22 protein-coding genes are annotated in these 25,538 nt (G+C 37.7%); all 22 read right to left on the reverse strand.

Annotated features, from left to right (window positions below):
* Positions 1–142 precede the first annotated feature (142 nt).
* Complete coding sequence (rny, locus tag ACM26V_RS07920; RefSeq protein ID WP_416150879.1) at positions 143–1,705, reverse strand: ribonuclease Y; 1,563 nt, start codon at positions 1,703–1,705, stop codon at positions 143–145.
* Positions 1,706–2,179: 474 nt separating this feature from the next.
* On the reverse strand, positions 2,180–3,259 hold the full coding sequence (recA, locus tag ACM26V_RS07925; protein ID WP_416150880.1) for a recombinase RecA: 1,080 nt from the start codon (positions 3,257–3,259) through the stop codon (positions 2,180–2,182).
* 236 nt (positions 3,260–3,495) lie between these two features.
* A complete protein-coding gene (locus ACM26V_RS07930) occupies positions 3,496–5,079 on the reverse strand; it encodes a DEAD/DEAH box helicase (RefSeq protein ID WP_416150881.1) in 1,584 nt (527 codons plus the stop codon).
* Positions 5,080–5,081: 2 nt separating this feature from the next.
* The gene (locus ACM26V_RS07935; RefSeq protein WP_416150882.1) at positions 5,082–6,356 is read right to left on the reverse strand and encodes a competence/damage-inducible protein A; all 1,275 of its coding nucleotides are present in this window, start codon (positions 6,354–6,356) and stop codon (positions 5,082–5,084) included.
* Between the two features lie 16 nt (positions 6,357–6,372).
* On the reverse strand, positions 6,373–6,951 hold the full coding sequence (pgsA, locus tag ACM26V_RS07940) for a CDP-diacylglycerol--glycerol-3-phosphate 3-phosphatidyltransferase (RefSeq protein ID WP_416150883.1): 579 nt from the start codon (positions 6,949–6,951) through the stop codon (positions 6,373–6,375).
* Between the two features lie 234 nt (positions 6,952–7,185).
* Positions 7,186–8,070: a RodZ domain-containing protein gene (locus ACM26V_RS07945; protein WP_416150884.1), complete on the reverse strand. Its 885-nt coding sequence runs from the start codon at positions 8,068–8,070 to the stop codon at positions 7,186–7,188.
* Positions 8,071–8,086: 16 nt separating this feature from the next.
* A complete protein-coding gene (locus ACM26V_RS07950; protein WP_416150885.1) occupies positions 8,087–8,860 on the reverse strand; it encodes a DUF3388 domain-containing protein in 774 nt (257 codons plus the stop codon).
* A 341-nt stretch (positions 8,861–9,201) separates the two neighbouring features.
* A complete protein-coding gene (locus ACM26V_RS07955; RefSeq protein WP_416150886.1) occupies positions 9,202–9,450 on the reverse strand; it encodes a DUF3243 domain-containing protein in 249 nt (82 codons plus the stop codon).
* 76 nt (positions 9,451–9,526) lie between these two features.
* A complete protein-coding gene (gene ymfI / locus ACM26V_RS07960; protein WP_416150887.1) occupies positions 9,527–10,264 on the reverse strand; it encodes an elongation factor P 5-aminopentanone reductase in 738 nt (245 codons plus the stop codon).
* Positions 10,257–11,558 (reverse strand): EF-P 5-aminopentanol modification-associated protein YfmH, encoded by a 1,302-nt coding sequence (gene yfmH / locus ACM26V_RS07965; protein WP_416150888.1) that lies wholly within the window; start codon positions 11,556–11,558, stop codon positions 10,257–10,259. The genes ymfI and yfmH overlap by 8 nt, the downstream gene beginning before the upstream one ends.
* Positions 11,551–12,849 (reverse strand): EF-P 5-aminopentanol modification-associated protein YfmF, encoded by a 1,299-nt coding sequence (yfmF, locus tag ACM26V_RS07970; protein ID WP_416150889.1) that lies wholly within the window; start codon positions 12,847–12,849, stop codon positions 11,551–11,553. The genes yfmH and yfmF overlap by 8 nt, the downstream gene beginning before the upstream one ends.
* Positions 12,850–13,786: 937 nt before the next feature.
* Positions 13,787–14,509, reverse strand: a complete 723-nt coding sequence (locus ACM26V_RS07975; RefSeq protein ID WP_416150890.1) for a GntR family transcriptional regulator — start codon at positions 14,507–14,509, stop codon at positions 13,787–13,789.
* 122 nt (positions 14,510–14,631) lie between these two features.
* On the reverse strand, positions 14,632–17,028 hold the full coding sequence (locus ACM26V_RS07980) for a DNA translocase FtsK (protein ID WP_416150891.1): 2,397 nt from the start codon (positions 17,026–17,028) through the stop codon (positions 14,632–14,634).
* 146 nt (positions 17,029–17,174) lie between these two features.
* Positions 17,175–17,387 (reverse strand): YlzJ-like family protein, encoded by a 213-nt coding sequence (locus tag ACM26V_RS07985; RefSeq protein ID WP_416150892.1) that lies wholly within the window; start codon positions 17,385–17,387, stop codon positions 17,175–17,177.
* Positions 17,384–18,130, reverse strand: coding sequence for a ClpP family protease (locus ACM26V_RS07990; RefSeq protein WP_416150893.1), 747 nt, complete (start codon positions 18,128–18,130; stop codon positions 17,384–17,386). Before ACM26V_RS07990 ends, ACM26V_RS07985 begins: the two co-directional genes overlap by 4 nt.
* A gap of 175 nt (positions 18,131–18,305) precedes the next feature.
* Positions 18,306–19,976 carry a ribonuclease J gene (locus tag ACM26V_RS07995; RefSeq protein WP_416150894.1) on the reverse strand — a complete coding sequence of 557 codons (1,671 nt, stop codon included), beginning with the start codon at positions 19,974–19,976 and terminating at the stop codon, positions 18,306–18,308.
* 218 nt (positions 19,977–20,194) lie between these two features.
* Complete coding sequence (dapA, locus tag ACM26V_RS08000; protein ID WP_416150895.1) at positions 20,195–21,058, reverse strand: 4-hydroxy-tetrahydrodipicolinate synthase; 864 nt, start codon at positions 21,056–21,058, stop codon at positions 20,195–20,197.
* 62 nt (positions 21,059–21,120) lie between these two features.
* Positions 21,121–22,335: an aspartate kinase gene (dapG, locus tag ACM26V_RS08005; protein ID WP_416150896.1), complete on the reverse strand. Its 1,215-nt coding sequence runs from the start codon at positions 22,333–22,335 to the stop codon at positions 21,121–21,123.
* A gap of 33 nt (positions 22,336–22,368) precedes the next feature.
* Entirely contained in the window at positions 22,369–23,415 is a 1,047-nt protein-coding gene (asd, locus tag ACM26V_RS08010; RefSeq protein ID WP_416150897.1) for an aspartate-semialdehyde dehydrogenase, read from the reverse strand.
* A 148-nt stretch (positions 23,416–23,563) separates the two neighbouring features.
* Positions 23,564–24,157, reverse strand: a complete 594-nt coding sequence (locus ACM26V_RS08015; protein ID WP_416150898.1) for a dipicolinate synthase subunit B — start codon at positions 24,155–24,157, stop codon at positions 23,564–23,566.
* The gene (gene dpaA, locus ACM26V_RS08020) at positions 24,158–25,060 is read right to left on the reverse strand and encodes a dipicolinic acid synthetase subunit A (RefSeq protein ID WP_416150899.1); all 903 of its coding nucleotides are present in this window, start codon (positions 25,058–25,060) and stop codon (positions 24,158–24,160) included. It lies immediately after the preceding gene.
* 206 nt (positions 25,061–25,266) lie between these two features.
* Positions 25,267–25,500: a YlmC/YmxH family sporulation protein gene (locus tag ACM26V_RS08025; RefSeq protein ID WP_416150900.1), complete on the reverse strand. Its 234-nt coding sequence runs from the start codon at positions 25,498–25,500 to the stop codon at positions 25,267–25,269.
* Positions 25,501–25,538 lie beyond the last annotated feature (38 nt).

Here is a 25,538-nt window from a genome sequence, read left to right on the forward strand (position 1 = left end):
ACCCTCTAAAGGATTTTCGTGAATGTCAACAAATCTTACTTCACTCCACTTCAGTTTACTCTATTATTTAGTGAGGACCAACCTAAAGCTAACGACAATTTGTGACTATATAAAAGAAAAATAAAGTGGCAAAAGCACCACTTTATTTCGCATACTCAACTGCCCGTGTTTCACGAATAACTGTCACTTTTATGTGACCAGGGTAATCAAGTTCATCTTCAATTTTCTTCGTAATATCTCTAGCAAGACTGTAAGAATCTTCATCGCTAATGAAATCTGGCTTAACCATAATACGAACTTCTCGTCCAGCTTGAATTGCGTAAGTTTTTTCAACGCCTTCAAAGGACTCGGAAATTTCTTCTAGTTTCTCTAGTCGTTTAATATATGTTTCTAACGTTTCCCGTCTAGCACCTGGTCTAGCAGCTGACAAGGCATCTGCTGCAGCTACTAACGTAGAAATAACAGATGTTGATTCTGTATCTCCGTGGTGAGAAGCAATACTGTTTATTACAACTGGATGTTCTTTGTATTTCGTTCCTAATTCAACACCAATTTCAACATGACTTCCCTCAACCTCGTGATCAATCGCTTTTCCAAGGTCATGTAAAAGACCAGCGCGACGAGCTAATTGAACATCTTCACCCAATTCAGCTGCCATAATACCACTTAAGTGAGCAACTTCCACTGAGTGTTTTAAGACATTTTGGCCATAACTTGTACGAAATTTTAGACGACCTAAGATTTTAATTAAGTCTGGGTGCAAGTTATGAATACCCATTTCAAAGGTAGTTTGTTCTCCATACTCACGAATTAACTCATCAACTTCTCTTCTTGCTTTGTCAACGGTTTCTTCAATTCGAGCTGGGTGAATACGACCATCTTGGACTAGCTTTTCTAATGTTGTTTTGGCAATTTCTCTACGTATAGGGTCAAAACCAGACAATATCACCGCTTCTGGTGTGTCGTCAATGATTAGATCAATTCCCGTCAACGTCTCTAAAGCACGAATATTTCGACCTTCTCTTCCAATGATTCGGCCTTTCATCTCATCATTTGGCAAATTAACAACAGAAACTGTTGTTTCTGCTACATGGTCTGCTGCACATCTCTGAATAGATAAAGAAAGAATCTCTTTCGCTTTTTTATCCGCTTCTTCTTTAGCTCTCGTAACGGATTCCTTTACGAAAATGGCTTTCTCATGTGTTAATTCATTTTCTACAGTCTTCATAATAATTTCTTTTGCTTCATCTCTTGAGAAAGCAGAAATTCTTTCTAATTCTTGTTGTTGTTGTTTCACTATCTCCTCGACTTTGCTATTCATCTCGTCGATTTCATGCTGACGTTTTGACAAGCGCTCTTCTCGTTTTTCAAGAGTCTCTTCCTTTTTGTCCAACGTTTCACTTTTTCGATCCAAAACTTCTTCTTTTTGCACCAACCGATTCTCTTGCTTATGAACATCGTTTCTGCGATCACGGACTTCTTTTTCAGCTTCCATACGAAGCTTATGAGCTTCATCTTTAGCTTCTAAGATTGCTTCCTTTTTACTGGAGTCCGCTTCTCGCGTAGCATCTTCAATCGTTTTTCGAGCCAGAGCTTCTGCACTCGAGATTTTAGCTTCTGCGATAGATTTGCGAACGAAGTATCCAATCAAGATAGAAATTGCTGCAGTGAATAGCAAAATGAGGATTTGTATGATCAGATCCAAGACTGATTCACCTCCTCATGCTATTTCTTAGCTAAAAAATCATTCATTTCTTTTTCAAGTTAATCATTTTCATAAATAAAGCATCTAAATACATCCTGTACAACTTTAAATAAACAGTCGTTTAATGCAGTATTCTCACTAATTGTATGTCTCATTATCGATAATGTCAAGCACTGGTAGCGGCTCCAAACTGAATCAAACTAGAATTCCTGATTGTTAATAACTAATATCTCTATAAAACTAACCAAAAGAGTTATTATCACTTAAGAAAGTGTCATACTCTTTTGAATGTAAATTAAAAAGAACAACTCTTCTTTACAGATTAAATTCTATCTTTCACCCATATTAATACTTGTTAAAAAGTAGCGTTTAAATAACATTTACTCCTAACTAAAACAACCTTAGGCTACTATAATTAGCTTAAGGTTGTTTTAGTTTAATAAACATATGCTAGTAAAAATGATAGGTGAGTTTTTATTTTTGTTCTAATTTTGCTGTCACTTGATCTTTAGATGATTCTTTAGACGAATCCTTACCTACGTCTTTAGAAACTGCCTCTTCTTTCGGCTCTACCAATCCATGATATTCACGAATCTTCATGTCAATCTCACCAGCAATTTTTGAGTTTTCTTTCAAAAATTGTTTTGCGTTTTCACGACCTTGTCCCATTCTTTCTTCATTATAGGAGTACCACGCACCGCTTTTAACAACAATATCTAATTCCGAACCAATATCAAGTATTGAACCTTCTCTAGAAATCCCAAGACCATACATAATGTCTACTTCAGCAGTTCTAAACGGAGGTGCTACTTTGTTTTTTACTACTTTTAACTTTGTTTTATTTCCCATAATATCGTTTCCTTGTTTCAGTTGTTCCGCTCTTCGCACTTCTAAACGAACAGAAGCGTAGAACTTAAGGGCGCGCCCACCAGGAGTTGTTTCTGGGTTTCCAAACATAATGCCAACTTTTTCACGGATTTGGTTAATAAACATAACGATCGTTTTCGATTTGCTAACTGCTCCAGAAAGCTTACGTAAAGCTTGAGACATAAGTCGAGCTTGAAGCCCTACATGACTGTCACCCATTTCACCTTCGATTTCTGCTTTTGGAACAAGTGCTGCAACAGAGTCGACGATGACAATGTCAATAGCTCCACTTCGTACAAGCGCTTCTGCGATTTCCAAACCTTGCTCACCTGTATCAGGCTGTGATAATAGTAATTCATCAATATTAACACCTAAATTTTGAGCATAAACAGGATCGAGCGCGTGCTCTGCATCAATAAATGCCGCTTGTCCACCATTTCGTTGAACTTCAGCAATCGCATGAAGAGCAACCGTTGTTTTACCTGATGATTCTGGTCCATAAACCTCAATTACTCGTCCACGAGGATAACCACCAACGCCTAACGCAATATCCAATGCTAATGTTCCACTAGATATAGTGGATACTCTTTGTCCTGCTTGTTCTCCTAATTTCATGATAGAACCTTTTCCATATTGCTTTTCAATTTGCTTTAACGCCATGTCTAATGCTTGTTTTCGATCTGACATTGTTACATTCGCTCCTTTATATATCAATTCATTATTTCTAATGCAAACTCATTTCTTACTATAAATATAAAATCTATTGCTCCTTATTTACAAACATCCGTTCGCTTATAATTATAGACGGAAAAATCCACCTTGTCAAAGGTTAAGGCGGATTTATTTAAAAATTATATTTTACTTGTCGTATACAAAATCAGACGGTATCTCATCAACAGTGAACGTTTATTATTAATTAAAAATTATTTTCTTTTAGGACGAGGTTTTGCTGGCTCAAGGTTAATTCTCGCTCCGCTAACACGGGAATATTTCAATCCTTCATAAACAAAAGGGGCAACCTCTTCAGGAACTTCCAAGAAGGTGAAGTTTTCGAATATATCAACTCTTCCAACTGATTGTGCACTTATTCCAACTAAGCGCGAGACCTCATCGACTAATTTTTTCGGTGTTAAGTCTACATTACGTCCTACATTAATAAAGAATCTGGTCATCCCTTTTTGTGCACCCGTTTCACCAAAATCATAGCTATCATCATTCATATCATCTCTGCTATAAAAAGCTAGTTTCATAAGTGATGTGACGACCTTCTCCGGTGGATACTGTTCTAGCAGGTCTGAAACTAAGGTGTCATATAGAGTCATTCCTTGATCATCGTTTTCAATAAGGTCAATAATTTGCCCTTTCCACACGTGTTGCTGTTTCTCAACCACTTCTTCTACTGAAGGGATATTTCGAGAAGGGACTTTCATTTTTATTTGCGCTTCAATGGAACGTAAATGTTTCATTTCACGCGGTGTAACAAGCGTAAGAGCAATACCGTCTTTACCAGCACGTCCCGTTCTTCCAATACGGTGAACATAACTTTCAGGATCTTGTGGAATGTCATAATTAATCACGTGACTAACATTTTGCACATCAATTCCTCTCGCTGCTACATCTGTCGCAATTAAAAATTCTACAGACGATTCACGAAATTTCTTCATGACTAGGTCTCTTTGCGGTTGTGATAAATCTCCATGGAGGCCATCTGCCATATACCCTCTCGCTTGAAGAGCTTCAGCTAATTCTGCGACACCTTTTTTCGTTCGACAAAAAACAATCCCTAAGTGAATCGTTTCACTATCAATAACACGACATAAGGAATCAAGCTTATTTTTTTCGAGAACTTTATAATATACTTGATTAATTGACGGAGCCGTAACGTCACCCTTATCAATTGTCACATGTTTTGGATTAGTCATATATTTACTTGAAAGTTTACGAATCGGAGGAGGCATCGTTGCTGAAAAAAGCATTGTTTGTCGATTACTATTAACTTGTTTGAGGATCTTCTCAATATCTTCCACGAATCCCATATCAAGCATTTCATCCGCTTCATCCAAAATTAAGGTGTGGATATTTTGTAATTTCAATGTTCCACGATTTAAGTGATCCAAAACTCTTCCGGGAGTCCCTACAACAATTTCTACCCCTCGATTTAATGATTTAATTTGCTGTCCAATCGATTGTCCACCATAAACAGGAAGTGTTTGCACCTTTTGAAATTTTGATAGCTTTTGAAGTTCTCCAGCAACCTGAATGGCTAATTCTCTTGTCGGAGTTAAAATCAACGACTGTATATGCTTTTCTTTCGTAATATGCTCCAACAAAGGGATTCCAAATGCAGCTGTTTTCCCTGTACCTGTCTGAGCTTGTCCAATTACATCACGTTTGTTCAAAATTTCAGGAATAATTTTTTCTTGGATTGGTGATGGTGCTTCGAAGCCCATTTCTTTAATTGCTTTTTTTATTTCATCTGATACGTCAAATTGTTCAAATTTCATCATTTCTATTCATCCACCTTTATCTTTTCCTTTTCCTTTTCCTTACTCAAACATTGAATTAAATAATACATGCCATACTTTACAGATCGTTCTCTAATATTTTCTCTACTTCCTGCTAAACGAAGCAAATATGTTTCCTCGTGGTGCTTTGTTGCAATACCAATATATACGATGCCAGGTTCGTGCCCTTCTGAAGAATTTGGTCCTGCGACGCCGGTAAAACTAATTCCAATATCACTATGATATTTCTGTTTAATATTTATCGCCATTTCTTTAGCGCACGATGAACTAATCGCGCCTTCAGTTTGCAACAATTTCTGTGAGATAGCCAATTCAGTATGCTTCACTGAATTACTATAACATATTATCCCCCCTGTAAAAACAGATGAAGATCCTGGCTCACTTGTCATCATTGTCGAAAATAAGCCTCCCGTTAAACTCTCAGCTGCTGCAATCGATTGACCAGTTGCTTTCAATTCTCGAAATAAAATATTTGCTAATTGACTTTCATCTTCACCGTAATAATAATAACCAAGGCGTTCTAGAATTTTCGATTTCAATTGTTGTAATTGGAAATCGTTCTCTTGTTTATCCGACCCCTTGACAGTTAATCGGAGCGTCACCTCACCTCCAGAAGCAAGAGGTGCAATTGTCGGATTAGTTTGTTGTTCTATTAAATCATCGACTTTTTCTACCAATTGTGATTCACCGATATCAAAAAAACGCAAAACCATTGATTGAATTTCTTCGTTTAGAACTAGCTTTTTTTTCAAAAAAGGCATTAAGTAATTGTTAACCATCGGGATAAGTTCACTAGGGGGACCTGGTAACATAACGATATATTTGTTGTTATGCTCGACAACCATTCCACATGCTAACCCTTGGTCATTCGCTAGTATTTTTGCGTCTTTCAGTACCATCGCTTGTTTTCGATTGTTCGCAGTCATTTCTCGACGTCTTTGGGCGAAATGTGATTCAATTCGCTCCTCTGTTTCTCTATCATAGACAAGCTCTTTCCCTGTTACCTTAGCAACTGTTTCTTTCGTTAAATCATCTTTCGTTGGTCCTAATCCCCCGGTAAAAATCAATAAATCTGATCGATTTAATCCTGATTCAACGACTTCAGATAATCGATTTGGGTTATCCCCCACTACAACATGATGATATACATCAATTCCAATAGACGATAGTTGACCAGATATGTATGTAGCATTTGAATTTTGGATTTGTCCGAGAAGTAATTCCGAACCTACTGCAATAATTTCAGCATTCACTCTCATTTCCCCTTTCTAGATATTACAATGATTTATTAAGAACGTGCTTATTTTTCACAAAATAATCCACACCTGAAAAAACAGTTAAAATCACTGCAACATAGACCAAAATGGTGTCAAAGGGTATCGAAACCAATTCAAATACGATGTTATATAACATAACTGCTGCTGCTGCAAATATTTGGCTAATTGTTTTCCACTTTCCCCAAATACTTGCAGCAATGACCTCTCCTTCACCTGACGCAACAAGTCTGAGTCCTGTAACTGCAAATTCGCGACTTAATATGATAATTGCCGCCCATGCAGGAAACATATCTAAGCCAACCAGTCCAACAAAAGCAGCGCTTATTAACAATTTATCTGCTAACGGATCCAAAAATTTTCCCATGTTCGTGACAAGCTTATACTTTCTAGCATAGTAACCATCCAACCAATCTGTTGAAGCGGCTACGATAAAAATTATCGCTGCAATAAAATGATGAACGGGAATCTCTGCCCCGAGCAATGTCAGCTCTCCCCATTGAAACGGAACAAGCAGAAAAATCATAAATACAGGGATTAATAAAATTCGTGAAACGGTAATCTGATTAGGAATATTCACTTTGCCCCTCCTGACGTAATCATATTTCGATTTATATTATGTATGAGACCTATTCAATTTTATCAAAAAGGTTAGCATATTGCGAATACTAGAGTGAAATATTATCTTCTTCTACTCATAATGTGTCAATTTTCTTCATTTATACTTTATTCAATTGGGATTTTCGCTAACCTAAAAGAATCTTTTATCACAAAAAACAGCCCCTAAAAAGGGCTGTCTCTTCAGCAAATATATCTACTCGCTATATTGAATAATAATATTTTGCGTCGTCAGTTCAAGAGGATATTCTACTAACTCATCATTAATAAAAATATCAGTAGTTGGTGTACTACCAACTCGTATCCTGATCTGTTCTTCATCAGAAAAGTCAAAAGTAGCTTCATCTTCTGAAGCGTGCATTTGTCCATACACATCATCACCAGAACTATTGAAAATACTAATCCAGCTTTGACCTGAAAACTCCATCGTCACATCAAAGGTATCCGTCTCACTAAGACTAAATACCGATGTATCTCCATCACTCTCTTCAAGAGTAAAGACCGGTTCAGATTCTGATTCGTCTTCTTCATTTTCATTGTTTTCATCATTAGCTTCTTCATTGTTATTTTCTTCGTTGTTATTATCTTGATTGTTCGCATTCGTTTCGTTATTTTCATTACCTTCAACATTTGATATGTCAACATTCGGTCCATTAAATTGGTCTTGCCTAGTAATACCAGGAGTACCTTCGTCGTTATCAAGTCTAGAAAACCAAATAAGCGCTACAATCACTGTGATAAATAAAACAGCAATTACCGTTGGGACTAACGCAGCAATTTTCGACTTCTTTTTTGTATTCGGTGATCGATTAATACGCGGAGGCAAATCAGATGGCTCTCTTTTTGGTTGTGGTAACTCATCTTTATGTTCTTCAAATACCATATCCGATTCTAATCCAACAGCTTCACAATAGCTCTTAACAAAAGCACGGGCATAAAAGTCACCCGGCATTTTAGAAAAATCGCCGTTTTCAATAGCAATTAAATAACGTTTCTGTATTTTAGTAAGGCTTTGTAATTCTTCATGCGAATAGCCCTTTTCTTCCCTTGCTGATTTTAATCTCAATCCTAATTCTGACAATCTAAACACCTACCAACTAACTGATATCAAATGATGAGAATCCAGACTCCACAGCCTCATATGTAATTTCTTCACTCTCATCTATCCGAAGCTCAATAATATAATCAAAATCATTTAAAGTATATTCGGTTTCCCTAACAAAAATATCAGGGTGCTCGACTACTTTTGTTGCAGGAAGGCGCATTATTTCCGATACGAGCATTTGGTGTCTTTCAGAGGCTCTCATAGTAGAAACAATTCCATCAATAATATAAATGTGGTTCTCCGACATTTCATCATCAGCCAATTGGCTACGAATCGTTTGTCTTAACAGGGTTGAAGATAAAAATGACCATCTTTTATTCGCGCAAACACTCGCCGCCACGACTGATTCTGTTTTACCAACCCGAGGCATACCTCGGATTCCAACCAATCGGTGACCATCCTTCATAAACAGTTCTGCCATGAAATCTACTAATACACCTAGTTCATCTCGAACAAATCGGAAGGTTTTTTTCTCATCTTCATCACGTTCAATATAACGACCATGTCGAATAGCTAATCGATCTCTCAATTTTGGCTGGCGGATTTTCCGAAGTGTGATAACATCCATTGTATTCATAATATAACGGAGGCGCATGATCGCCTCATCACTTACACTTTTTATTAACATTCCCCGACGCATGTGTTCCACACCGTTAATTGTAACAATATTTATCCGAAGCATTCCTAATAAAGATGCGATCTCTCCTAATAAACCAGGGCGATTTTCATGGATCTGATATTCCATATACCATTCTTTTGGTTCCATCGGACAACCCCTTTCAACATTATCTATCATCAATATATGTGAATGTTTTCCCTTTATAATATCATAATTGATTTTTTTATTCATTAAAAGAGATTTTTGACAATAATAGCGAAAAAGCTACCATTTACATTTTATTTCTTATTTAATTTACAAATGCTAGTTGGATCTGTAACGCTAAAAACTTGGCATCACAGCGATTTCATCTACTATGATTGTACCACGAAGTTTCACTCACACAGAAAAATGAAAAATTGTGGAAATTATTGAGGTTTACAAAATCCTATTGCTTAAAACGAATAAAAAGCACCGCCCAAATGGCGATACTTTTCACCGTATGAACCTTAATCCTTTTCGACAAGTTTCACCATCATATTAGCAATCGCATGTTGTTCTTCTTCTGAAGCTACATGCCATAAGTCAGACAAAACTTTTTCTTGATCATTTTTGGGTTCCACTTCATTCGATAAGTATTCTCCAACTTGATAAGCAACATCAGATACCGTTTTTGAATCCATCCCTTCTGCCTCTCCTTGATGGAGCCTTTCCTCTAAAAAGTCTTTCCACTGTTGCCAATTGTCTAAAACAGACATGATCTTTTCCTCCTTGTAAATGACATTCTTATTTAGCATTTCACAAGAAAGAAATAATATGCGCACTCGCAAAAATTTAACAATACCATGCGCCGTTAACAGAGAGAATCTGACCGTTAATATAATCCGCATCTTTTGAAAGTAAAAACGCTACTAACCCTGCTATCTCTGACGGCTTGCCTAATCTTCCAGCTGGAATTTCTTCTTTAAGTTCCAATATATCGTCTGATGAATACCCAGCTAGCATTTCTGTTTCAATAGCTCCAGGCGCTATCGCGTTTACTTGAATTCCACTGCGAGCTACTTCTTTAGCTAATGCTTTAACAAAAGCATTTTGCCCACCTTTAATCATCGAATAAGGGACCTCACAAGAAGCGCCTGTAAGCCCCCAGATCGAGGTAATCATAATGATCTTCCCTGACTTCGCTGATATCATCCCCGGTAGAAACATCTTTGTAATTAAAGATGGTGTAGTAATACCAATGGTAAGTTGAGATGTCAAATCTGATTCACTAACATCTTGAAAAATCTTTGAGCTAGCCATGCCTGAATTATGAATGAGAACATCAGGTTGAAAATCTAGATCTGTTAGTTTGTTAAGTGTTTTAGAAACGAAACTGAAATCTGCTTGAAAGATGAGACACGATTGACCGTATTCAGCTTCTATAACAGCTTTAAGCTCTTCAACAGATTTTCTATTGCGATTATAGTGTAAGATTAAATTATAACCATGAGAAGCGAGTCGGAGGCTAACTTCCCGACCAATCCCTCCACTCGCTCCCGTGATAAATGCTAGAGGGGATGATTTACTCACGATCATCTTCCTTTTTTGTGATCAAACATTTCGTCAGTTGCGTGCTTAAATCAAAGTATTCATTCAGAGTTTGTGCCAATTCCTCTTTTTTCAACGATTCAAGTGTCGGAATAACTTCAAATAAATCCATCCCGTTAAATTGATATCGCGTAAATTGATTTGCAATAAATTCAGGTGAATTCATCGCTTTTAAGAAATATCCGATTTTCTTTTTACGAATCCGTTCAATCGCCACTTCGTCAAGTGATTTCCCTTTAAAATCGGAAACCATTTGTTCAATCCGGTCAGCTAATTTTTCGGGATGATTAGAATCCCCACCGACTACTGAAAATCCAAAGCCATTTTCGGCGGTATAATCAAAACTGAAGCTGTCATCAATTAATCCATCTTCATATAAAGACTGATAATTTTCTGAGCTTTGCCCAAACATCATTTCTAAAAGTAATTGCATCGACAATTCGTGCTTTAATAGTTCTTGACCCTGTTTATTTGGATTACTGTCTTTGATACCTACCAAACATTTACCAGTATTTACTGGCATCGGAATAACGACCTTTTTTTCATGTACTTCACTTGACTCTTTATCAAAATAACGTTCAATTTCCTCTGGTTCCGCAAAGGTTTTATCCGCCTGGTTATCGCGTATTTGTTTTAAGATAGACTCTGGATCCACATTTCCTACGACAAAAAGAACCATATTGCTAGGGTGATAAAACGTTTGGTAGCAAGTGTAAAGCAGATCTTTTGTCGTCTTATTAATTGACTCAACCGTTCCTGCAATATCAATTGCTACTGGATGACTTTTATACATTCCTTTTAATAGGCCAAAAAAGTTTTGCCAATCTGGATTATCTTCGTACATTTTTATTTCTTGTTCAATAATCCCCTTTTCTTTTTCCACTGACTCTTCTGTGAAATATGGCTTTTGCACAAAGTTCATTAAAGTTTCCAAGTTCTTTTCAACATTCATCGTACTTGAAAATAAATAAGCTGTTCTCGTGAAACTTGTAAAAGCATTTGCTGAAGCACCTAGTTTACTGAAATTTTGGAATACATCTCCTTCTTCATCGTCAAACAATTTATGCTCCAAAAAGTGTGCTATTCCATCTGGTACCCTCAGTGATTCTTGTTCATCTAAAGGGGTAAAATGATTATCGATAGAGCCATATTTTGTCGTAAAAGTAGCGAACGTTTTATTAAAACCTTTCTTCGGAAGAACATACACGTGTAATCCATTCGGTAATTCATCGACATAAAGAGTTTCTTGCAATTGATCAAATGAAACTTTATTCATTCGTGTCAGCCCCCTTTCCTTTTAGAAAGTAAATCGTATCGAGTTGAATTTTTTTAGCAACATTTAAAATGTCGTCATACGTAACGTTATCAATACGTTGTAACCATTCATTTACAGGGGTCGGTTTGCTAGTTATTTGATTATGATATTCCAACTCTATCCGACCACGTGGGACGTCCATCGTCTCTAACACTTGATTTTTATAGACAGCTTTTGTCTGCTCGATATCTTCTTCGGTAAAATTCCCTTGTTTCATGTCTTCCATCTGTTTGAATATAATTTCTGTTGCCTCATCATACTTATTCGATTCAATACCAGACATCACAATAAGCAACCCTTTATGACTTTCCACTCTTGATGCTGCGTAATAAGCAAGACTAGCCTTTTCTCTTACATTTACAAATAGCTTCGAGTGAGAAAAACCGCCAAATACGCCATTAAATAATTGAAGAGCAAAGTAGTCTTCATCGCCATATGTCACATTTGTTCGATAGCCGATGTGAAGTTTCCCTTGTTGAACTGATTGCTCATCAACGACTTCATTCGCTTTTTTCTCAGAATACGGAACAGTTTCTTTTGCTGGAGTGTTATTTTCTGAATCATTCGGTTGATCTATTGAAAAATATCTTCCAATCAATCCTTTTATTTCTTCGACATCTACATCACCCATAACATATAGATCGATTTGATCATTATTTAGTGACTGCTTGTAGTAGTCATATAAATTCGTTCCGTCAATCGCATCCAAATCTTTTTCATACCCTAATACATGCAATCCAAATGGTTCTTTTTGACACATTTCTTCTGTTAATCGTTTATTAGCAAAGCGCATTTTATCATCAAAAAGAGAGGCAATTTTTTGATGATGGGTTCGTTTTTGTTCTTCAATAATCTTTGCATCAAACTGATCATTTTCTATTTTAGGATCTAATAATACGGAGGATAACAGCTTAAGACCTTTTTCCAACAAAGGGTTTTTGTCCTTTAAAAACTTTTCGTTCGCTATATCCATCCGAAACGATAAAACCTGCCTCTCCCCCTTTTTTGCTACATCTGCAACGAGGGAAGCACCATACAATTCTTCCAAAGCACTGCGAATATGTTGTCTTGATGGATATTCTTTTGTCCCATTTTCAAGAATATTAGGCAGTAAAGCTCGTTTTGTTACGGTATCTTTTTCTAAGGCGCCATTCATCTGAATGACAATTGTATTTGTTTTGAACGTAGTAGATGGGATCACATGAACACTGATCGCACCTGCTTGAAATTGTTTTACTTGATCTTGTTCCATACCTTTCCCTCCTTCTATTATTCATAATATACCTAGTTTGCGTACGATTATGTTTTTTTCTCACTATCTTGATTTTACGAAAGGTTCTTTGATATAGCAAATATAGGTAACTTTGGCTAAATTGCGTGTGAACTGCAATTGCTATCCTTCTTTTTGTGAATGCTAAACTAAAGTGGACAGTTATTGATAAATAAGAATGAACACTATTAACCAGTTATTCATGGTGGGGATTGGCAAGGAAGGGGCACAAGAGGAAGCGTCTTGTGCCCCATACGAACTTTTTCTGGAAAAGAAAGGTCACAAGTGCGTGCGTCTTGTGCCCCTTGCGAGCTTTTGCTGGAAAAGAAGGGTCACAAGAAGGAGCGTCTTGTGCCCCATACGAGCTTTTGCTGGAAAAGAAGGGTCACAAGAGGAAGCTTCTTGTGCCCCATACGAGCTTTTTCTGGAAAAGAAAGGTCACAAGTGCGTGCGTCTTGTGCCCCTTGCGAGCTTTTGCTGGAAAAGAAGGGTCACAAGAGGAAGCTTCTTGTGCCCCATACGAGCTTTTGCTGGAAAAGAAGGGTCACAAGAGGAAGCTTCTTGTGCCCCATACGAGCTTTTGCTGGAAAAGAAGGGTCACAAGTGCGTGCGTCTTGTGCCCCTTGCGAGCTTTTTCTGGAAAAGAAGGGTCATTTTTTCTATTTGTTTGTAAAATTGAGGCATTGTTGGTTGCCTTTTCTCCAGTATCTTCTCAAAGCTAGCCCCTGACTGCACACAAGTGTCCTCCTTTCTTCATTATCTTTCCTTTTCCTGCTTCGATAATGCACGAGTGCCTTTCTCTCTGGCGATCCACTCCATCATCCTCAGCTATAAGTTTACTCCCTCTTTCTTTCTTGCTATAGAAAAAAACAAAAAACAGCCCCACACCCTGATGTAAAAGGGGTTAGACTGCTTTATATTAATATACTCGTTTTCGCAAGACGTGAAATTTAAATTTATCTGCTCTAAAATAGTTTATTGAGTATAGGACTGGCCGTTCTTTATCATCATAGTGCATTTGCTTAAGAACTAAGAGGGCCGTCTCTGGTTCACATTCTAAAATTTCCGACACTCGTTCATGATAACCAATTGGCTCAATTTGTGTCATCGCATAAGAAATCGATGTACCCGATTTTTCAAGCTGCTCGAAAATAGATTGTTGCTGATGTGATACGTAATCAGGTAAATGTTTCTTTGGAATTTTATCTAAACAGTAAACTACCGGTTCATCATCTGCTGTCCTCACTCTCTCGATGACAATCATTTCAGTTAGATCTTCATCTTGAAACCTTCTACAATCATCTTCTGAAGGTTGCTCAATAGTAGAGGAAAGAAAGTTTGCCCCGGGAATTTTTTTACCACGCTTAATCATGTCAGTTACACTGAATAACTCTTCTATGCCTGACGAGAAAAGTGGCTTCGTATTTATAAATGTTCCAACCCCATGTCTACGGACAATAACACTTTCATCTTCAAGCATCCGCAAAGCTTCTCTTAAAGTGGCCCTACTCACACCCAACTGTTTTGACAGTTGAAATTCTGAAGGTAATCTTTCTCCTGTTTCATAAATACCTTTATCAATATCCTGCTTGATTTTATCGATCACTTGCAAATAAAGTGGTCGTTGGTCGGATTTAATCATCTAAACTCCTCCTGCAAAACAAGTTACTCAACACTCATAATTATAAATGTAACATAAAATTCAAATTTGGACTATCTTTATTAACAAAACCTATCAATTAATTGAATCTTATGCCAATTTATTTAGGAAGATTCATTAGACATTTTTTCTTGTTTTTTTTCAACCAACACTTCTCTAGGTTTACTTCCTTCATAAGGTCCCACCACACCTCTTACTTCCATTTCATCAATTAATCTTGCAGCACGAGCATAGCCAACTCTGAACCGTCGTTGCAACATCGATACAGAAGCCGTTTGCATGTCGGTAATTAATTTTACCGCATCATAATAAAGCTCATCTTCCGCTTTTTCTTTACCCAATTGTTGATCACTATCTTTTGGCATCATTTCTTCTGCATATTGAGCTTTTTGTTGTTCGATGCAGTGATCGACAATTCGCTCTACTTCTTCATCAGATAAGAATGCTCCTTGAATTCTAGTAGCTTTCGAGGCACCTACAGGTAAAAACAGCATGTCCCCTTTGCCTAAAAGCTTTTCAGCACCGTTGCCATCTAATATCGTTCTCGAGTCCGTAGAACTTGAAACGCCAAAAGCGATTCGTGAAGGAATATTGGCTTTAATGACTCCTGTTATTACATCAACCGATGGTCGTTGAGTAGCAATAATAAGATGAATCCCTGCTGCCCGTGCCATTTGTGCAATTCTCGTAATCGCATCTTCCACATCTGATGAAGCAATCATCATTAAATCAGCTAACTCATCAACAATTACGACAATAAAAGGTAATGGGGAGTATGATTCTTGATCATAGTGCTTTTTACTTTCTTTTTTTAAATGCGCATTATATCCCTCAATATTTCGGGTCCCTGAAGCTGCAAAAAGTTCATAGCGACGTTCCATTTCGTTTACAACCTTTTTCAACGCTTGGGCCGCTTTCTTCGGCTCTGTCACAACTGGGGATAACAGATGCGGTATTCCATTATAAACATTGAGTTCGACCATTTTAGGGTCAATCATTATCAGCTTCACCTCATGCGGTTTACATCTCATGAGAATGCTAATGATAATACCGTTTATACACACACTTTTCCCGCTTCCTGTAGCCCCTGCGACGAGTAAATGGGGCATTTTATTTAATTCAGCAATCACCGCCTCACCCGAAATATCTCTTCCAAGTGAAATAGCTAGCGGAGTCTTTTTTTCTTTCATCGCAGTTGATTCAAGCACTTCACGTAGGGTTACCAGTGATACTTCTTGATTAGGAACTTCTATCCCAATCGCAGATTTACCTGGTATCGGAGCTTCCATTCGAATATCTTTCGCCGCTAAAGCAAGTGCTAAGTCATCTGTTAGGTTAACAATTTTACTGACCTTCACTCCTGTGCTTGGGTAAACTTCATATTTTGTAACTGTTGGGCCTAAATGCACTTTTGTTACTTTTGCACTGACACCAAAGCTTTCAAGAGTTCTTTCTAACTTTCTAGCATTCTTTGATAACATCGAATGCTCCTTGGCTTGACTTGATTTTGCTGGGTTTTCAAGTAAATCTATCTTCGGTAAGATATACTCTCGATTTTCCGCTTCTCTGACAACAAGAGATGTTGTTTTCGGTTCATTACTAGAAACAGATTCGTTTGGATCAGCGTTCTGCGTATTTTGTGTGTTTTCCGTTTCCTGAGTGTCCATTTGGACAGTATCTTGTTTTACGGGTATGACATCAATCATCTCAGGAATAGAATCCTCCTGCGAGGATTTTGATTCTTCTTCATATGCTGTTTTTGTGAAATCATAAATAATTGGTTCCTCGTCCGGATCACCATCATCTATCATTTCAGGTGCGACTTTTTTCTCTTTTCTCGTCTGTTTCTTTGTTTGGAAGCGTTCCTTAGCTTTATGAACAAGTTCCTTAGCGCTTTGGCTTACTTTATCATTGATTGCCCCCACAACATGCAGAGGACCGCCACTACTTTTCTTAATAAGATCAATAAATGATTTGCCAGTGATGAGGACGATAGAAGCAATCATTAAACCAAAAGCAAAGAAAAGCGTTCCACCTGATGAAAATAATACGTGACTAACGGAATAACCAAGAGCACCAATCATACCACCGCCACCTAGATCGATGACCGCTGTCCCTTGCAGTTGTTGCCAATATAGATCCCACGTATTTCTAATCACAGAACGATCGATAAACTCACCACGAGTAGACATCTCCGCGAAAAGTTGTACATGACTTACCAATGCCAATGAAAAAACAAATAAATAAATACCTATAAACCTTCTATTCCAAAGACTAGGGACTTTCTGTTTAAACATTAAGTACAAGGAGAATATAAAAAGTGATATTGTTAATAAAATATGCCAGCTACCGAGAACGAAACGAAATAGTTGAACCAATCCTTCACCAATAATTCCTAAAGAAGCGAAGGTAACAATTGATATAATAAATAAAAATAAACCGGTTAACTCAAATGTTAACTGCGTTCTCCATTTTTGTGTTTTTCTTCTTTTCTTTGCCATCTAAATCACCTCAAGAAAAATTTCTCTATACAAATGGAAGAAGCAGCCGATCTAACGGCTGCTATTTCCATGATTCACGAACGCTTGTTTCATTAATTATAGCATAGAGAACTGATATATGACTAGATGGAAAAAATTAATTCAGCTTATTTTTCAGGGGGGTAGGGTTGACCAGGAGTGTATTTAGGGTCTAAAAATAAATTTGGGTCTGTCGACAATAGCCGAACAATCCGAAATTCTTTTCCTTCGGGTTCTATCATTAGTTGTCCTCCAGGGACGTCAACGACTTGTTGTGCATCATACTCAGACTCCGCTGTCGGAAAAACTGTGTGAAGATTTTGATACGTATACAAAATCATTGGATCACATCCTTTTGATGACTCTTTCCTTCTTCAATTAGGTCATTTAGCTTCTTGATCGCCTGTCCCAATCCGCCTACTTCGTTAATAATCCCTTCATGAACAGCATCGATACCAATCACATTTGTTCCAATATCACGCGTTAAATTACCTTTTGAAAGCATTAGCTCTTTGAAACCTTCTTCAGAAATGTTAGAATGCTGCGTCACAAAGTTAATCACTCGGTCTTGCATTTTATCTAAATACTCAAAACTTTGCGGAACACCAATCACAAGCCCTGTTAAACGGACTGGATGAATCGTCATCGTTGCACTCTCAGCAATATACGAGTATGTCCCAGCAACAGCTATGGGTACGCCAATAGAATGCCCGCCTCCTAAAACGAGGGTTACAGTAGGTTTTGACATAGAAGCAACCATTTCTGCTAAAGCTAACCCTGCTTCTACATCGCCTCCTACCGTATTTAAAATTAACAGCAACCCTTCAATTTTAGGGTTTTGTTCTGCTGCTACTAATTGAGGGATGACGTGCTCATATTTCGTTGTTTTATTTTGTGGTGGTAACTGCATATGACCTTCAATTTGTCCAATTATCGTTAAAACATGGATATTGCTCGCTTCCATTTGTGGAATATTTGTCTGTCCCAATTGTTGAATTTTATCTACTATCCCATCACCTTTTTCTTGCTTATCTGTTTGTGGTTTTTCTGAATTTTGTTGATAATACGAATCGTTATGTCTCATAAAAGAACCCCTTTCTTTTCCGTTAGTATGGAAAGAGAATAGCTTTTTCATACTAGTAGAATTAATGAGGTAGAGAAAATAACAATAGCCAGAAAAGATCAGCGTCACCACTGTCTAATCTGGCTATTGTAAGAATGCTTCATTTATAAACTTAAAATTTAGAGTTGCTACTCTTTCATGTTTCCATAATAATCGGCATAATCATTGGACGACGCTTTGTTTTCTCATACAAGAATCGACTTAAATGATCACGTATTTGACCTTTCATTTGTGCCCATTCTGTTTGATTCTGTTCAATCGATTGTTGCAATGTTTCTGTCACTAATTTTTCCGCATGTTTAATGAGTTCTTCTGACTCTCTAACGTAGACAAAACCTCTTGAAATGATGTCAGGACCTGAGATTATCTTGCTATGTGATTTATTTAAGGTAACTACGACAACAAGAATACCGTCTTTTGATAACAGGCGTCGATCTCTTAATACAATATTACCTACGTCACCAACACCTAAACCATCAATTAAAACATGCCCAGAATGGACTTTATTCACACGATTTGCTTTTCGTTTTGTAAATTCAACAACATCGCCTTTTTCTAGTAAAAAGATTTGGTTCTCCTCTGTACCAACTGATTTCGCTACCTGACGATGCGCATATTGCATGCGGTACTCGCCACTAATAGGAATGAAGTATTGTGGCTTAATTAAATTGAGCATTAACTTCAGTTCTTCTTGACCTGCATGACCTGAAACATGAACCTTTTTATCTCTTCCATATATCACATCTGCACCTGTTCTAGAAAGAAGATCGACCATTTGGGAAACAAGTTTTTCATTTCCTGGATCTGGCATCGACGAAATGACAATACGATCGAGTTTCTCAATTTTCACTTGAGGATGAGAACCTTGCGCCATTTTGGCAAGTGAACTCATTGGCTCACCTTGACTTCCTGTAGTTAACACAACATACTGATCCCGGTTATAGTTTTTCATGTCTTTTTTCGGAATAATCGTATTTTTTTCGTCTAATAAGTATCCTAAATCTTTTGCGATAGAAGTAGTCCGTTCGATCACCTTACCTACGATGGCAACTTTCCTACCTTTTTTCTCAGCTGCATGTATTACTTGCTGAATTCGGTGGATGTTTGAACTATAAATTGCCACGATAATGCATCCAGGTGCTTCATGAAAAGCATCTTTCAATCCTTCAGCTACAAATGATTCTGACTGTGTACTACCAGGAACCTCCGCGTTATGGCTGTCAGACAAAAGGCAGAGTACACCTTTATCACCAATTTCAGTCAGTTTCCCCATTTCCGTTTTAAGCCCGCCAACAGGATTTTGATCAAATTTGAAATCACCTGTATAGACGATAGGTCCCTGTGATGTATGAATAACGATACCTAAAGAGTCCGGAATACTATGGTTTGTCCCAAAAAAGCTTACTGGTGTTTTACCAACTCTTATTTTCGAATCTGAAGTAATTTCTACAAATTCTGGTTTCCTACCTACTTTCACTTCATTACATTGATCTTTTACAAGTGCAAGAGTGAATTTCGCTCCATATACAGGAACATTTAAATCTCTCAGTATATAAGGCACGGCAGCAATATGATCTTCGTGTCCGTGACTAAGAATGATTCCTTTAACTTTGTCTTTATTCTCTAATAGATAAGTAATATCTGGTATAACAATATCAACACCTAGCATGTCATCGGCGGGATGCATACAGCCGGCATCGACGATAATCATTTCTTCATCTAATTCCATCACATACATATTTTTTCCTACTTCACCTAGTCCTCCTAGGGAAAATATGCGTATTTTTTCAGTTTGTTGGTTCGACAATGGTAATCCTCCTATTTTATAATCTTTCACGTTCTGTTCACCCTCTGAGAGTAAGTATAACCTATTCATGTTTTACTCTACAAGTCAGAAGTAGGATATCGTCATAAAGTCCTCCAACCATTTCGGAGTTTACTAAGACGGTTTATAAAAAAACTCTAATGTAAAAGGCAAAATTAAAAGGCTGTATGCCCGCTGCATACAGCCCGAAACCTCATTACTTACAATATGTCTGAGATCATTTGGCGCTCTTCTGACGTCAGCGGGATAAGCGGTAATCGAACACCACCTACGTCCATCCCTTTTAATTGCAAGGCAGTTTTTACAGGTGCAGGACTTGGTGCGATAAACATCGTTCTCATCGTCGGTAACAACCGTTGATGAATCATCGCCGCTTTATTGATGTCACCCTCTTTAAACGATTTGACCATTTCTTGCATCTCGTTTCCAATAATATGACTGGAGACAGACACAACTCCATCAGCTCCTACAGCTAGCGCTGGTAGTGTTAAGCTATCATCTCCACTATATACGGCAAAGTCATCAGGCGTATTAGCAATAATTGTTGTCACTTGATCTAAGTTGCCACTTGCCTCTTTAACAGAAGTAATGTTAGGAATTTTTGAAAGAGCAATAACGGTTTCAGGTAAAAGGTTAACGACTGTCCGTCCTGGAACATTGTACAACATAACAGGAAGAGTTGTCTTCTCAGCAATGGTTTTAAAATGTTCATACATCCCTCTTTGAGATGGTTTATTATAATACGGAGCAACGAGCATGATTCCGTCTACCCCTAGTTTTTCTGCTCTTACCGTTAGTTCTGCAGTTGCATACGTATCGTTCATACCAGTTCCAGCATATACGGGAATCCTTCCTGCTGAAGCTTTTGCAGATTGCTCATATAACGTAGCTTTCTCTTCAATACTCAATGTAGCTGATTCGCCAGTCGTTCCACCAACAATGATACCATCTGTTCCATTATTGATTAAATAATTTATTAATTTCGGGATTCTTTGAAAATCAATATTCCCCTTTGAATCAAATGGGGTGACCATCGCTGTTAAGACATTTCCTAATGCCATCATATTCCACTCCTTACTTTTCTACGTTTCTAGTAGAGCTACCCTCGCTAATTCAATCTTAAATGTCACGATTCTATTAAAAACATCTCATGGAGAGCATTGACTGCTTCGATCATATCTTTCTCTTTAACTAATACCCAAATTGTCGTATGTGAATCAGCCGATTGTAATATTTGGATGTTGCGATCAGTTAATGCTTCGACTATTTTTGATGTAATCCCAGGAACACCAGTCATTCCGGCACCCACAGCTGAAACTTTCGCACAGCTTCGTAATACTTCAGGTTTCAATTTCATCTCACCCAACACTTGAATCGCCTTATCCGTCAAATGATCAGGAACCGTGTAAGCTACTCCAAATGGATGAATATTTATGAAGTCTACTGAAATACTTGCATTTGCCATTGCTTTAAACACTCTGGATTGAAGATCATATTCTCCCTTTTTAGCCGTTACTTTAATCTGAGACACATTTTGCAAGTGAGCAATTCCTGTAATTGGCCGTTCTTCAATATCTCTACCTACGATTGAAGATGTACTCGTCGTGATTAGTGTGCCAGTACTATTCTCCGAAATGGAACGAATTCTTATCGGTATTTTTGCCTGCATGGCTACTTCAACCGCACGAGGATGAATGACTTTCGCACCTTGATAAGCCATATTACAAATTTCATTGTATGTGACGACCTTCAATGGTTTCGCTTCTTTCACAACTCGTGGGTCAGCCGTCATCACACCTGCTACGTCTGTAAAAATATCGACTACTTCCGCATGTAAGGCAGCACCTAATGCAGTAGCAGAAGTATCCGATCCGCCACGACCGAGTGTTGCCGTAGTTCTTCTTGGCGTTTCACCTTGAAATCCTGTTACGACGATGACATCGTAATCATTGAGAGCGGAAAGGATTCCTTCCACTCTCATATCAGTGATCTTAGCATTCGTATACTCTTCTGTCGTTCGAAAGCCTGCTTGCGCTCCTGTCATCGCAAGAGCATTCAATCCTTTTGTTTGTAAAAGGGAGGAGAAAACGACAGATGATATCGTCTCTCCGCATGCTGCGAGCAAATCTTGCTCACGTTTTGATAGAGAGGAGGAAATACCACCGACCAAGTCTAATAATGTGTCAGTAGCATACGCATCTCCTCTCCTACCCATGGCTGAAACAACGACGACGACTTTGTAACCGTCTTTCACTGCTTTCACAACGTGCTGTGATGACTCGAGACGAACTGCTTCTGTTTTTAATGAGGTTCCACCAAATTTTTGAATAACAATTTTCATGGTTTTAACCATCTACTTTCGCTTCAGCTTGTATTATTTCAACAAACCTAATTTCACTAATGAAAAGGCAATTTGCACAGAGTTAAGTGCCGCTCCTTTTAGTAAGTTATCAGCAACTATCCACATATGAAATCCTTTAGAATTATCAAGATCTCGACGAACTCTTCCTACAAAAACATCGTCTTTGCCTTTCGATTTAGAAGCCAAAGGATATACTTGGTTAGCTGGATCGTCTTGCAATGTAATTCCTGGTGCATCTTTTAGTAACTGATGGACCTGAGATACATCTAATCCGTCTTTTTCTACTTCAATATAAACTGACTCAGAGTGTCCTGTTTCCACTGGAAGTCTGACGCACGTTGCAGCTACTTGCATTGAATCATTATTAAAAATCTTTTTCGTTTCATTAATCATTTTCATTTCCTCAAATGTATACCCATTTTCTTGGAATACATCAATTTGAGGGACTGCATTAAAGGCAATTTGATAATGATTTTTCTCGCCCGAAACGGGTAAAACTTGAGGATTTATCTCTTCTCCATCCAAAATTTGACGAGATTGTTGATACATTTCATCAATCGCTTTGACACCTGCTCCGGAAACAGCTTGATATGTAGATACAACGACTCGTTTTAGACCATGTGATTCCCGAATAGGCTCAAGTGCTGCAACCATTTGAATCGTTGAACAATTCGGATTAGCGATAATTCCTTGGTGCTTTTTCAAATCTTCTTCATTCACCTCAGGAACGATCAATGGTACATCTTCGTCCATACGGAATGCACTTGTATTATCGACTACAATCGCACCTCGTTTAACTGCTTCAGGTGCCAATGCTTTCGATACAGAACCTCCTGCACTGAATAAAGCCAATTGAATACCTTCAAAAGATTCAGGAGTTGCTTCCTGTACTGTTAGTTCTTCACCTTTAAACGTAATTTTTTTACCTGCTGATCTTTTTGAAGATAACAAAGTTAGTGATGCTATTGGAAAATCGTACTTTTCTAATGTGGCTAACATCTGTTCCCCTACTGCGCCAGTTGCTCCTAGAATTGCTACGTTAAAACGTTGTTGTGTCATTATTTAGAACTCCTTTCAAATTTTAAGTGGATTGTTTTCAATCATCATAATTTCATTATATACAACATAGTCGTCGTCGTTAAGGGGCACCTTAACGACGATATTAATCTTCCTATCTTCATTTTAGCAATTATTAATGATAATTGCATTATTCTTTGTATCTTTCTATTAAAACAGGTTGCAATTGTTGCCCCTTTAAAGCATGTTCTATAGTTGCCGGAATCCTTGTCATATCAGCTACTAGGGAGTTAGGTTTTTTGAATGGATGATCTTGCCCTAATGGAACAAAATAAATATTTTTTGCCGTCATCAACTTCATGATATTTACACCATTTAGTCCAAGTGCATCATTAGTTGAGATGGCAACAACTACAGGTTTACCAGTTCTCATCGTAGCTTTAGCACCCATTAACACAGGTGAATCCGTTAATGCATTAGCGAATTTACTCGTTGAATTCCCTGTCATAGGAGCAATTAGCATGCAATCTAAAGGCGTTTTCGGTCCAAATGGTTCTGCTTTAACGATCGTATCAACAATCGGCTCATCCGTCACTTCCTTAATTTTCTTTAACCAATAAGCAGCTTCACCAAACTTTGAGTCCGTTGTCTGCAGAGTATACGAGACAAAAGGGGTAACTTTCGCCCCTAAAGATACTAGTTTTTCCATTTCAGGCAACACTTCATCATACGTACAATGTGAGCCGGTCATTCCAAATCCTATATGTTTTCCCATTAATGACATTTACACGTTGCCTCCTTCTCTTTCTTCCAATTGCTTTTGCAATAAAGTTGATAAGACGTTTCCAAGCTGAATTCCAGCTGTTTTTGGGGCGACTAATCCAGGTAGGCCTGGGGCTAAAATAGCTTGAATTGCCCGCTTTTCTGCAAACTCAAAGTTTGTTCCGCCTGGATTCGAAGCGATATCAATAATTAATACATGACTAGGCATTTTAGAAATAATGTCAGCAGTCAGCACTTGTGCAGGAATCGTATTAATGATCGTATCTGCATCTTCTACAACTTTTTTTAAATCCAACAATTCATAAGGTTCCAAATTCAATTCAAATGCTCTTGCTCTCAACTCTTCTTCATTTGCTACAACTTTCACGTTTGCACCCAAAACATGGAAGGTTCTTGCTATCGTTTTGCCAACTCTTCCGAAACCAACAACTACTACGTTTGAGCGGTGAATCGTTACATTCGTATGTTGAATCGTTAGCAGAACAGCTCCTTCAGCAGTGGGAACCGAATTGTAGATAGCTAAATCATCTCGGTCCATCAGTTCAATTAATTCTTTATTTGTGTTTAAAACGATTTTGTTTAATGCGTCATTTGATATTCCCGTATAAATTTTTGTTGCTTTTTGTGTTCTAGATAGCCATTGCTCCGTTAAATAAAGCTTAGAATCTGAGAAAACACTGTCGATTTCATAGTTAGTTTTCATCCCATTGATAGGTAAAATAATTGCGTCTAACTTTTCCGCTTGAATAGCTTCAAACGTAGTCTTCTCCACTCCTAAAAACCCATCATCTAATTGGTTATATCCAAGTAGGTAAATGGTTGCATCCATCTTAGCAAGTTGGCGAATAACTTCAATATGGCGTAAATCTCCACCAATAACGGCAATTTCCATTCCAGTTAACAATGTATTACTCCCCTCTCCATAATCGTTTGAAAGGGAATTCTAGAGTCCTGCGCTGCACTCATCATATCTTATGTAAGGAAGGCTAATTGGTGAATTAACTAATGGTAACCTCATCTGTTTTGAGTGTGCTTTGATTTCCTAAGAGAGTGGCATTCACGAAGAAGAAACCTTGAACAAAAAAGTTCAAGGTTTAGTAACCGTTAGAGCTATGATACGTCAATAATAATCATATCCGCTCCGATTTTTTTAATTTGAGTCCAATAGACAGTCACTTCTTTTTCTCTTTTTCCTAAACCAAACCACTTCAATGTCGGAATAACAAACGCTTCAATTTGTCCACTTTTTTCATCAATTAACAAATCTGTCTGCCCCAGAACACCAAGTCGCTCACCTTTTTGATAATCAATAATTTCTTTTTGACTGATATCGCTTAATCTCATCGTTTACATCACCCTCCACTTTATTACAAGACTATGCT

Origin of the sequence: Salipaludibacillus sp. HK11, assembly GCF_047795645.1 — a bacterium.
In the GTDB taxonomy this organism is placed as follows: Bacteria; Bacillota; Bacilli; order Bacillales; family Salisediminibacteriaceae; genus Salipaludibacillus.

Excerpts from the sequence above, each read along its gene's own strand:
- recA (WP_416150880.1), bottom strand. The coding sequence starts at position 3,259 with ATGTCAGATCGAAAACAAGCATTAGACATGGCGTTAAAGCAAATTGAA.
- ACM26V_RS07930 (WP_416150881.1), bottom strand. The coding sequence starts at position 5,079 with ATGATGAAATTTGAACAATTTGACGTATCAGATGAAATAAAAAAAGCA.
- ACM26V_RS07935 (WP_416150882.1), bottom strand. The coding sequence starts at position 6,356 with ATGAGAGTGAATGCTGAAATTATTGCAGTAGGTTCGGAATTACTTCTC.
- ACM26V_RS07950 (WP_416150885.1), bottom strand. The coding sequence starts at position 8,860 with ATGGAACCAAAAGAATGGTATATGGAATATCAGATCCATGAAAATCGC.
- ACM26V_RS07955 (WP_416150886.1), bottom strand. The coding sequence starts at position 9,450 with ATGTCTGTTTTAGACAATTGGCAACAGTGGAAAGACTTTTTAGAGGAA.
- yfmH (WP_416150888.1), bottom strand. The coding sequence starts at position 11,558 with ATGAATAAAGTTTCATTTGATCAATTGCAAGAAACTCTTTATGTCGAT.
- yfmF (WP_416150889.1), bottom strand. The coding sequence starts at position 12,849 with ATGGAACAAGATCAAGTAAAACAATTTCAAGCAGGTGCGATCAGTGTT.
- ACM26V_RS07975 (WP_416150890.1), bottom strand. The coding sequence starts at position 14,509 with ATGATTAAATCCGACCAACGACCACTTTATTTGCAAGTGATCGATAAA.
- ACM26V_RS07980 (WP_416150891.1), bottom strand. The coding sequence starts at position 17,028 with ATGGCAAAGAAAAGAAGAAAAACACAAAAATGGAGAACGCAGTTAACA.
- ACM26V_RS07985 (WP_416150892.1), bottom strand. The coding sequence starts at position 17,387 with ATGATTTTGTATACGTATCAAAATCTTCACACAGTTTTTCCGACAGCG.
- ACM26V_RS07990 (WP_416150893.1), bottom strand. The coding sequence starts at position 18,130 with ATGAGACATAACGATTCGTATTATCAACAAAATTCAGAAAAACCACAA.
- dapA (WP_416150895.1), bottom strand. The coding sequence starts at position 21,058 with ATGATGGCATTAGGAAATGTCTTAACAGCGATGGTCACCCCATTTGAT.
- dapG (WP_416150896.1), bottom strand. The coding sequence starts at position 22,335 with ATGAAAATTGTTATTCAAAAATTTGGTGGAACCTCATTAAAAACAGAA.
- asd (WP_416150897.1), bottom strand. The coding sequence starts at position 23,415 with ATGACACAACAACGTTTTAACGTAGCAATTCTAGGAGCAACTGGCGCA.
- ACM26V_RS08015 (WP_416150898.1), bottom strand. The coding sequence starts at position 24,157 with ATGTCATTAATGGGAAAACATATAGGATTTGGAATGACCGGCTCACAT.
- ACM26V_RS08025 (WP_416150900.1), bottom strand. The coding sequence starts at position 25,500 with ATGAGATTAAGCGATATCAGTCAAAAAGAAATTATTGATTATCAAAAA.